The organism is Variovorax sp. 3319 (genome assembly GCF_031456585.1).
GTDB lineage: Bacteria > Pseudomonadota > Gammaproteobacteria > Burkholderiales > Burkholderiaceae_C > Variovorax > Variovorax paradoxus_P.
The window spans coordinates 204,932-215,193 of record NZ_JAVDUZ010000012.1; the positions used below are offsets into that span (position 1 = coordinate 204,932).

Genomic DNA, 10,262 nt, shown 5'->3' on the forward strand with positions numbered 1-10,262 from the left:
GGACCGGAATGACCCCCGAATCCGTCATGTCCCTGGGCAGCCAGGCGATTCACGTCTCGCTGCTGCTTGGCGCGCCGATGCTGCTGGTGGCCCTGGTGGTTGGCCTGATCATCAGCATCTTCCAGGCGGCCACGCAAATCAACGAGGCCACGCTGTCGTTCATTCCCAAGCTGCTGGCCGTGTGCGCGGTGCTGGTAATTGCCGGCCCGTGGATGCTGGCGCAGATGCTCGACTACATCCGCACACTGTTCTCGAGCATTCCGCAACTCGTGGCCTGAGGGCACGCGCGCGATGCCCGCCATTTTCTCCGTCACCTCGGCGGAGCTGACCGCCTGGCTGACGGCTTTTCTCTGGCCGTTCATCCGCATGCTGGCGCTGGTAAGCACCGCGCCGGTGTTCGGCGAGCCCGGCGTTTCGCGGCAGATCAAGGTGGCCATTGCGGCCCTGCTGACCATTGCCATTGCACCGACGCTCGGGCCGATGCCGCCGGTGCCGGTGGTTTCGGCCGGCGGTATCTGGATCATCGTGCAGCAGGTGCTCATCGGCGGGGCCATCGGCTTCACGATGCGCATGGTGTTTGCCGCCGTGCTGGCCGCGGGCGAATACATCGGCCTGCAGATGGGCCTTTCGTTCGCATCGTTTTTCGACCCGATGGCCGGCGGTGCCACGATGGTGATTGCACGGCTGATGCACATGCTGGCCATACTGCTTTTTCTGGCGGTGGACGGCCACTTGCTGATGGTGGCCGGGCTGGCCGAGAGCTTCAGCACGCTGCCGATTGCCGATGCGCCGCTGGCCGCGCAAGGCTGGATGTTTTTGGTGCTGGGCGGCGGGCAGATCTTCATCAATGGCTTCATGCTTGCGCTGCCGCTGGTTACCGCGCTGCTCACGCTCAACCTGGCCATGGGCATTCTTAACCGGGCTTCGCCGCAGTTCAGCATTTTTGCAATCGGCTTTCCGCTCACGCTCCTGGCGGGCATCGGCATGATGCAGCTGCTCTTGCCGCAGTTCGGCGCCTTTCTGGAGCCGCGCTTTGCAGCGGCGCTTTCTTCGGTGCTGCAGCTCACGCAAACCTTGCGGCCCTGAGGGGCGGCCCGGGCCGCCCCGCCTTTCATTACAGGTAGTTGAACAGCGCAATGCTGTGCAACCGTGCAAAGGTCTGCTGCGTTGCCTTGAGCGAGGTTTCGCGCTGCAAGTATTCCGAAATGGCGCTGGCGGGGTCCAGGTCCACCAGTTCCGAAAGATAGCTCTTGTCGATCAGGAAGCGCGAGGCGCCGCCGGTGTTGAGCGCGTCGAGCTCGTTCATGCGCGCACCGATCGACGACGTGACCGTGAGCACGTTGTCGTGCGCATTGGTGATCTTCACATTGAAGGTGCTGAGCGCGTTGAGCAGCTCGGCCTGCGCCGCGTCGCCGCCGCCGGCCAGCGGCTTCTTCAGCGCGGAGATCATGTCTCCAATGGCGGCGAACACGTCGGTACCGGCGTTGCGGGCCGTGGCCACCTGGAAGGTATCGCCATCGGCGGGGGTGCCGCTCATCTTGATCTGCAGGCCACCGAACGAAATGGGTGTGTCGGCCACGTAGGGGCCCGATGCGGCCACCACGGGAGGCGTGTCCTGCGTGGTCACGGTGTAGTTGCCACCCGCAAAGCTGATGACGAAGTCCTTGCCGTAGTTGGCGGCGGTTGCGTCGGTCAGGCCGACGGGGCCGAACACGCCCGAGCCGGTGTTGGCCGCGCCGGCCGAGCTCACGTAGCCCGCCCCGCCCTGCACCGACTGGAACACGCTGCGGCCATCGTCGGTGGTCGACATCTGGCGCGACACGTCGATCTGCATGAGCCGCTGGCCCTGGTCGCCCATGTACTGGATGCCGCCTGCGGCGTCGGCCACGAAAGGCGGGCTGGCGCTCTTGAAGCCGGCAAACAGGAACTGGCCGTTGCCGTCGTCGGCGTTGGCCACGTTCACCAGCTGGTCCAGGTTGCTCTGCAGCGTGGTGGCGAGCGAGGCGCGGTCGGCGTCCGAGAGGGTGCCGTTGCCGGCCTGCACGGCCAGCGTCTTCATGTTCTGCATGATCGAGGTGGCCGACTTCAATGCGGTTTCCTCTTGCGACAGCGAGAGCATCGCGCGGCTGCGGCTGCTGGCGTACTGGGCCGACTCCGCCATCGACTGGTTGACGCCCAGCGCGCGCGCAGCCGCTACCGGATCGTCGGCCGGCGTCAGGAACTTGGTGCCGGCGGCAAGCTGCTGCTGGATTCGAAACAGCTGCTGCTGCTGCGAACCCAGGGCGCTCATGCTCTGGGCGTAGAAGGATTGGGTGCTGATGCGCATCTCGACTCCTGAAATCTGTTCTGTAAAAACGAGGGCCGGATCAGTTGCGGATGCCCAGAATCGCGTCGAACATGCTCGATGCGGTCTGGATCACCTTGGCATTGGCCTGGTACATCTGCTGGTACATCAGCAGGTTGGCGGTTTCCTCGTCCTGGTTCACGCCCGAGATCGAATCGCGGCTGGCGCGAATCTGGCCCGTGACGCTCTCTTGCGTCTGCGACGCCACGCGGATCTCCATGGCGCGGTTGCCCACCTCGCTCACCAGCTTGGCAAAGGCGCCGTTGAAGGTGGAGGTGCCGCCGTCCATGGCGTTCTTGCGCTGCAGCGCGCCCAGCTTCAGCGCGTTGCTGCCGTCCGACACGCCGGCCACGTTCTTGCCGATGGTGAAGGTGTCGCCCTGCGCCGGGGCGCCTGTGAGCTTGACCTCGATGCCGCCGAAGCTGATGGCAGCACCTGCGGTGTACGGCACGGGCGTGCCGGCCGGGTAGTTGGTGGCAGTGCCGTCGGCCAGGGTCACGGTAACCGGGGAGCCCGCCGGAAAACCCGACAGCGTGTTGCCGCCGGCGTCGTATGCGAGCGTGACCGTGGCCGCAAGCGGCGAGGCCAGGTAGCTCTGGTCGACCACCGCTGGGCTCAGAGCGCCCGTGCCCTTGTTGCCGACGGTCTTGCCGGTAACCAGCGGCGATGCGGCGGCCACCTTGGCCGTTTCGCGCACCAGCACGTCCACGTCGCGCGCACCGGTGCGCGTGGGCTGCACCAGGAACGAGTCGCCCGCTTGCGCAGTGCCGCTGGCCACCGAGAGGCTCACGCCGTCGAAGCTGGCCGGGAACGAGGTGTAGTCGCCCATCACCTGCTTGTCGGACAACCGTGTGACTGTGTAGGTCAGCGTTCCGGCCACGTCTTTCACCTGCACCGAGTAGTCGCTGGTCGAAAGCTGCGAGGTGTCGGTCACGCTGGCGCCGAGCACCATGTTGCCGGCATTCTTTGCATGCGAGAACACGCCGGGAACGGCCTCCGAGAAGAAGTTGCCGCCCAGCGCGCCGTTCAGGTCCACGCCAAGCTTGTGCTGGTCGTTGAACTCGCTGGCAAGTGCCATCGCAAGGCGGCCCACGGCGTTCTGCGTAGTGGTGAGCGTTTCGGCGCGGAAGGCCAGAAGCCCGCCCAGCGATCCGCCGGTGAGCACGTTGTCGTTGAGCTCGGAAACCGTGCCCGTCAGGCCGACCAGCGCCATCGACTGGCGCGTGGGATCGGCAGCGGACTGCACCGACTGCATCTTCGCAGCGCGGTCGCCCAGCACCAGCGTCTGGCCGTTGCCGATGAAGACGTTGTACTGGCCGCTGTCCTGTTCCATTACCTTCACATCGACGATCTTGCCGAGGTCGCTCACCAGCTGGTCGCGCTGGTCCATGAGGTCGTTGGGCGGCTGGCCGCCGGCCATGGCGCTGAGCTGGCTGATCTGCTGGTTCAGGCTTGCGATCTGCGTGGCATAGGTGTTGATCTTTGCGGCGCTGCCTTCGATCTGTTCGTTGACCGAGCTGTTCAGGTCGGTGAGGTACTGGTCGGTGGAGCGGAACTTGTTGGCCAGCGACTGCGCGGCGCTGATGAGCTGCTGGCGTGCGGCCGGGTCGGCCGGCGTGTTGGCCACGTCCTGCACGCTGGCAAAGAAGCTCTGCATCAGCGGCGTGAGGCCAGCGGTCTTGTCGGCCAGCAGGGAGTCGATGCGGTTGATCTGCGAACCATAGCTCGCAAGCGCTGCGCCCGCGGCTTCGGCGCCATTGAGCTGGGCCGTGAGGTAGCGGTCGTAGCTGCGCTGCACCGAGGTTACACGCGCACCGTTGCCGATGAAGCCCGCGCCATTCACGGTGCCGCCGAGCGTGGAGACCAGCGCGGTCTGGCGGCTGTAGCCGGTGGTGTACACGTTGGCCGTGTTGTGGGCCGTGGTCATGAGCGCGGTTCGCGCCACGCTCAGGCCGGACAGGCCCGTATAAAACATGGACATGAGGCTTTACCTGTAAAACGTTTCTTTTGTCAGACGGAAGGCGCCGGTGGGAGCGCCTGTTGCTTTGTTTATCGGCAGGATGCGCAAAAGTTGAAGGCCCTTCGCGCTCCGCGTTCAGGCGACGCGCCGGAACACGCTGACCGACTCGACCAGGCTCGAGGCCTGCTCCTGCATCGATTGCGCGGCTGCGGCAGCTTCTTCAACCAGGGCCGCGTTCTGTTGCGTTACCTGGTCCATCTGCGCGATGGCCTGGTTCACCTGCTCGATGCCGGTGCTCTGCTCCTGGCTGGCCGCGGTGATCTCTCCGATGATGTCGGTCACGCGCTTCACGCTGCCTACGATCTCGGCCATGGTCTTGCCGGCCTCGCCCACCAGGGCGCTGCCCTCGTCGACCTTGCCCACCGAGTCGTCGATCAGGCCCTTGATTTCCTTGGCGGCCGCGCCGGAGCGCTGTGCCAAGCCTCTCACCTCGGACGCGACGACCGCGAACCCGCGGCCTTGTTCGCCCGCGCGTGCGGCTTCGACGGCCGCATTGAGGGCGAGGATGTTGGTCTGGAACGCAATGCCGTCGATCACGCCGATGATGTCCACGATCTTCTTGGACGAGGCATTGATCGAGGCCATGGTGTCGACGACCTGGCCGACGACATTGCCGCCCTTCACCGCAACTTCGGAGGCCGAAAGCGCGAGTTGGTTGGCTTGCTTTGCGTTGTCGGCGTTCTGCTTGACGGTGGAGGTAAGCTGCTCGATGGAAGCGGCGGTCTGTTCAAGCGAACTCGCCTGTTGCTCGGTGCGCGAAGACAAGTCCTGGTTGCCTGCGGCGATTTGCGTCGAGGCCGTCATCACGTGCGAAACGTTGGTGTCCACGTCCACCACGATCGCCGAGAAGTTTGCGCTCATCTGGTTCAGCGCGCGCAGCAGGTGGCGCATCTCGTCCCCGGGGCGGACCTGGAACTTCGCAATGCCGCCCGACGCAATGGCCTGTGCCACCCGCACGGCCTGGTCCATTGGCCGGAACACCGTGCAGTCGAGAAAGTAGCCGAAGCCGGCCCAGGCAAGCGCGCAGATTGCAGCGCCGATGGCCCATGCCTGCGGACCGACAAGGCCCAGCCAGCCCGCCACGCCAAGCCCGAGCATCAGGACGGCGGCGGCGGCGGCGGAACCAAACACCCGCATCCGCACCGGAAAGCGGCGCACGCGTGCCAGGATGCTCGTCCAACCGCGCTTGACCACTTCGCCCTGCTCGATGGCGAGGCCCTTGGCCTGGCCTTCGCGGAACCGGCGGTAGATCTGTTCGGCCTGCTCCACCTCGGCACGGTCGGGCTTGCTGCGCACCGACATGTAGCCTTCGATCTGGCCGTTGCGGCGCACCGGCGTCACATTCGCGAGCACCCAATAGAAGTCGCCGTTCTCGCGTCGGTTCTTGACCATGCCGGTCCAGGGCAGGCCGCTCTTCAGCGTCGCCCACATGTCGGCAAAGGCCTCGGGGGGCATGTCCGGATGCCGGATCATGTTGTGCGCCTTGCCGACGAGCTGCTGCACCGTGTAGCCGCTGGCGGCTACGAAGGCCGGGTTGACGTAGGTGATGCGCCCCTTGAGATCGGTGCGCGACACCAGTGCCGCGTTGTCGTCGAGCAGATATTCGTTGCTTGTGACGGGTAGGTTGAGTCTCATGGTGCTGTCTGGATACTGTTTTGTCTTGGGGCTCAGGCGGCAGGCTCCAGCCTGAACACGCTCACAGCGCTCACCAGGCTGGCGGCCTGCTCCTGCATCGATTGCGCCGCGGCAGCGGCTTCTTCGACCAGCGCCGCGTTCTGCTGCGTCACCTGGTCCATCTGCGCGATGGCCTGGTTCACCTGCTCGATGCCGGTGCTCTGCTCCTGGCTCGCAGCCGTGATCTCGCCGATGATGTCCGCGACGCGCTTGACGCCGCTCACGATCTCTTCCATCGTCTTGCCGGCTTCGCCCACGAGGGCGCTGCCCACATCGACCTTGCCCACGGAGTCGTCGATGAGGCCCTTGATTTCCTTGGCGGCCGCGGCCGAGCGCTGCGCAAGGCTGCGCACTTCGGAGGCGACAACGGCAAAGCCCCTGCCCTGCTCGCCTGCCCGGGCGGCTTCGACGGCGGCATTGAGCGCCAGGATGTTGGTCTGGAACGCAATGCCGTCGATCACGCCGATGATGTCGACGATCTTCCTGGACGACGCATTGATCGAGGCCATGGTGTCGACGACCTGGCCGACGACGTTGCCGCCCTTGATTGCGACTTCGGAGGCGGACAGGGCCAGCTGGTTGGCCTGGCGGGCGTTGTCCGCGTTCTGCTTGACGGTAGAGGTGAGCTCTTCCATCGAAGCGGCGGTTTCTTCGAGCGAGCTGGCCTGCTCTTCGGTGCGCGAAGACAGGTCCTGGTTGCCTGCGGCAATCTGGCCCGAGGCGGTGGCAATGGCATCGGTGCCGGTGCGCACGCCGCCGACCACCGTGGCCAGCCCTGCCCGCATCGATTCGACGGCGCGCGTGATCACGCCCATCTCGTCGCGGCGGTCCGAAGTCAGCTGGCGCGAGAGATCGCCCTGGCCGATGGTCTGCACGTGGTCGCTCAGCACGCTGAGGGGCCGCACGATGCGGCGGATGAAGACGATCAGCGTTGCCCCCAGCACCAGGGCGGCCACTGCGATGATGCCGCCGAGCACGGTCATCTCGCGGTAGAGATCGGCCAGGACCTCGGCAGCAGGAATTTCTGCCACCACGAGCCAGCCGGTTGCTTCGCTCTTGCTCACCGACGCGTAGCGCTGCTCGTTCTTCGCAGGCAGGAGCACCGCGGGCGCGTTGTCGAGCCACGCGGCGTCTTCGCTCTTCAGGCGGCCGAGCCAATCGGTGGACTCCGCATCCTTGAGCACCTCGGAGAGCTTCTTGCCGGCCGCGGTCGGATGAAAGACGATGGTTGCCGCCTCAGGCACGGCGCCCGGGTCGACGATGTAGAGCCCGCCGGTGTCGAAGATGCGCGTCTTGCCCACCGCTTCGCCCAACGAGGCCTGCTGCTGCGAGATGTCCAGGCCGATGTAGAGCACCGCGACCACGTTGCCGGCGGCATCGCGCACGGGGTCGTAAACGGTGATGTAGGGCCGTCCGAACAGCATCACGCGGCCGACGAACCTCTTGCCCGAGCGCAGCACCGGATATGCGGCGCTCTTGCGGTCGAGCAGCGTGCCGATTGCACGCTCGCCGTTTTCCTTCTTGACCGACGTGGTGATGCGGCGGAAGTCTTCGCCCTGGGCCACGAAAACCGTGGCGTTGGCGCCGGGGAAGTCGCGCGCAAACGCGTCCACCTCGGCCGTGCTGCCTCCGTTGATGGCCACGCCGAAGCTGCTGACGACACCCTGCGCCGCATCTTCGAGCACGAAGGTGCCCGCAAACTGGCGCCGGAAAACCCCATAGGCGTTTTCGGCGGTCACCTGCATGGTGCGGTCGAAGATGTCCAGCGACCGTGCAATGGCCTCCGCCTTGGCGTTCGCGTACTGCGAGGCACTGTGCTGCTGCTGCGCCGAGCCGATGGCATAGAACACGCCGAGAAGAAGCACGGTGACCACAAGAATGGCCAGCGTGGCCCTGATGGTCAGCGTACGCGCCAACGAAACGAAGGGGTGCTGTGGCTGGGACGAATCCGTGGCTGCGGCGTTCATCAGGGTGTTCTTGCTGCGGTCGATTTTTTAAAACTCGGTCCAGTCGCCTGCGGTGCCGCGGGCGAGGGCCAAGGGAGGGGTAGAGGCAATCGCCTCCTTCTTCTTGCGCAGGTTTGCGAGCGGCCGCTCGGTCGGCTCGGCCGCATGCATGGGTTCGACGCGCGTGGCATGGCCTGCGTGCGCCCCGGCCTCGAGCCTGAAAACGCTCACTGCGTCGACGAGGCTGGCGGCCTGCTCCTGCATCGATTGCGCGGCCGCGGCTGCTTCTTCGACCAGGGCCGCGTTCTGCTGCGTGACCTGATCCATCTGCGCGATGGCCTGGTTCACCTGCTCGATGCCGGTGCTCTGCTCCTGGCTCGCGGCCGTGATTTCGCCAATGATGTCGGTCACGCGCTTCACGCTGCCCACGATCTCGGCCATGGTCTTGCCGGCTTCACCGACCAACGCACTACCCACGTCGACCTTGCCGACGGAGTCGTCGATCAGGCCCTTGATTTCCTTGGCGGCTGCGCCAGAGCGCTGTGCGAGGCTGCGCACTTCCGCGGCGACGACCGCGAAGCCGCGGCCCTGCTCGCCAGCGCGTGCGGCTTCCACCGCAGCATTCAGCGCCAGGATGTTGGTCTGGAACGCAATGCCGTCGATCACGCCGATGATGTCGACGATCTTTTTCGACGAGGCATTGATAGACGCCATGGTGTCGACGACCTGGCCCACCACGTTGCCGCCCTTCACCGCCACTTCAGAGGCCGAAAGCGCCAGTTGGTTGGCTTGCCGCGCGTTGTCAGCGTTCTGCTTGACGGTAGAGGTGAGCTCTTCCATCGAAGCAGCCGTTTCTTCGAGCGAACTGGCTTGCTCTTCGGTGCGCGAAGACAAGTCCTGGTTGCCCGCGGCAATCTGGCCCGAGGCCGTAGCGATGGCGTCGCTCGATGTCTTGATGCGAACGACGACGTCGGTCAACTGGTCTTGCATGCGCTTGATGGAGAACAGCAGGCTGCCACTGCGGGCCGTGCGCGCCTGCACGCGTTCCGTCAGGTCGCCGCTTGCAATGCGGCCGACCACATCGGCTGCATAGGCCGGCTCGCCGCCCAACTGGCCGGCCAGGAGCCGCGCCACTGCCACGCCGAGCCCAAGGCTGATGACCACGCCGGCCAGTGCCAGCAGCAGCATCAGGAGGCGCGACTGCTTGAAAGTGCCGGCGGCGTCTTCCATGCTGCTGCGAGCCTGCTGGTCGTTGTAGGCCACCATGCTCTGCAGCACCTTTTCAAGCGCGCGGGATTCCTTCAGCAGCAACGCGCTTTCTTCGGGCACGTTGCCTTCGAACTGCGAACTGTCCAGCGTCTGCCTCGCGATGAGATCCGCAAAGTCGGCCAGGTGCTTCTTGAGCGGCGGCATCAGCTTCTGGTACTGCTCATGCAGCTCGCGCCCCTCGGTGGTCTCCTCGAGCAGCGGCTTCGCGTCGGCCACGTTCGATTCGAGTGCGGCCACGGCCTCCTTCAGTTCCTTGAAGCCAAGGTTGCGCTCGCCCTTGGTGCCGGCCGACAGCAGGCCCATCTGGGCGCGGCTGGCATCCAGCAGATGGATGTTTGCCGCCTGCACCGACTTGATGGCACGCAGATCGTTGTTGTAGAGGCTCTCGGTCGACGCGTTGATACGACCCATGTGAAAAATACCGAGGCCGCTGACACCCGCGCCCACCGCCGCGACGACGAGAAAGCTGAGCACCAGCTTCACGGCGACGGGAAGCCCTTGGAACCATTTCATGTTTTTCCTCCTGAGAGACGTTGAAAGTCGCTAGAACTCTTGTGCCTTGGAACGCGGTTCAGAACTCGGTCCAATCGCCGGAACCGGCATGGGCTGCGGCAAGCCTCGGAGGAGACTTGGCTTCTGCCCCGGCCCGCGCCGGCGCCTTCAGCGCAGGCATGGCCTTGCGCGATGGCAGCGCCGGTTGCAGCTTGGCGTGCACTTGCGCAAGCGGGCGCAAGGCGGCGTGGCTGTCCAGCTTGAACACGCTCACTGCTTCCACCAGGCTGGCGGCCTGCTCCTGCATCGACTGCGCTGCGGCGGCGGCTTCTTCCACCAGGGCCGCGTTCTGCTGCGTCACCTGGTCCATCTGCGCAATGGCCTGGTTCACCTGCTCGATGCCGGTGCTCTGTTCCTGGCTCGCAGCCGTGATCTCGCCCATGATGTCGGTCACGCGCTTGACGCTGTCCACGATCTCGTCCATCGTGCGGCCCGCTTCGGCCACCTGGCGGCTGCC

Annotated in this window: 8 protein-coding genes; 2 read left to right on the plus strand and 6 right to left on the minus strand. The window is 65.5% G+C overall.

From position 1 onward, the window contains the following. Positions 1 to 8 precede the first annotated feature (8 nt). The gene (gene fliQ / locus J2X67_RS23435) at positions 9 to 278 is read left to right on the plus strand and encodes a flagellar biosynthesis protein FliQ (protein ID WP_157615484.1); all 270 of its coding nucleotides are present in this window, start codon (positions 9 to 11) and stop codon (positions 276 to 278) included. 13 nt (positions 279 to 291) lie between these two features. Further along, positions 292 to 1,086 (plus strand): flagellar biosynthetic protein FliR, encoded by a 795-nt coding sequence (gene fliR, locus J2X67_RS23440; RefSeq protein ID WP_309956984.1) that lies wholly within the window; start codon positions 292 to 294, stop codon positions 1,084 to 1,086. Positions 1,087 to 1,114: 28 nt separating this feature from the next. Here the strand turns inward: fliR and flgL are convergent, their stop codons facing one another. The 6 genes from flgL to J2X67_RS23470 form a co-directional block, all read right to left on the minus strand. Continuing rightward, entirely contained in the window at positions 1,115 to 2,326 is a 1,212-nt protein-coding gene (gene flgL, locus J2X67_RS23445; RefSeq protein WP_309956986.1) for a flagellar hook-associated protein FlgL, read from the minus strand. 40 nt (positions 2,327 to 2,366) lie between these two features. Continuing rightward, positions 2,367 to 4,325, minus strand: a complete 1,959-nt coding sequence (gene flgK / locus J2X67_RS23450; protein WP_309956988.1) for a flagellar hook-associated protein FlgK — start codon at positions 4,323 to 4,325, stop codon at positions 2,367 to 2,369. 114 nt (positions 4,326 to 4,439) lie between these two features. After that, complete coding sequence (locus tag J2X67_RS23455; protein WP_309956990.1) at positions 4,440 to 5,999, minus strand: methyl-accepting chemotaxis protein; 1,560 nt, start codon at positions 5,997 to 5,999, stop codon at positions 4,440 to 4,442. Between the two features lie 32 nt (positions 6,000 to 6,031). Further along, positions 6,032 to 8,005, minus strand: coding sequence for a methyl-accepting chemotaxis protein (locus J2X67_RS23460; protein WP_309956992.1), 1,974 nt, complete (start codon positions 8,003 to 8,005; stop codon positions 6,032 to 6,034). Positions 8,006 to 8,032: 27 nt separating this feature from the next. Then, positions 8,033 to 9,766, minus strand: a complete 1,734-nt coding sequence (locus J2X67_RS23465) for a methyl-accepting chemotaxis protein (RefSeq protein WP_309956994.1) — start codon at positions 9,764 to 9,766, stop codon at positions 8,033 to 8,035. A 58-nt stretch (positions 9,767 to 9,824) separates the two neighbouring features. After that, positions 9,825 to 10,262: methyl-accepting chemotaxis protein (locus J2X67_RS23470; RefSeq protein ID WP_309956996.1), on the minus strand; the 438-nt coding region annotated here is incomplete at its 5' end.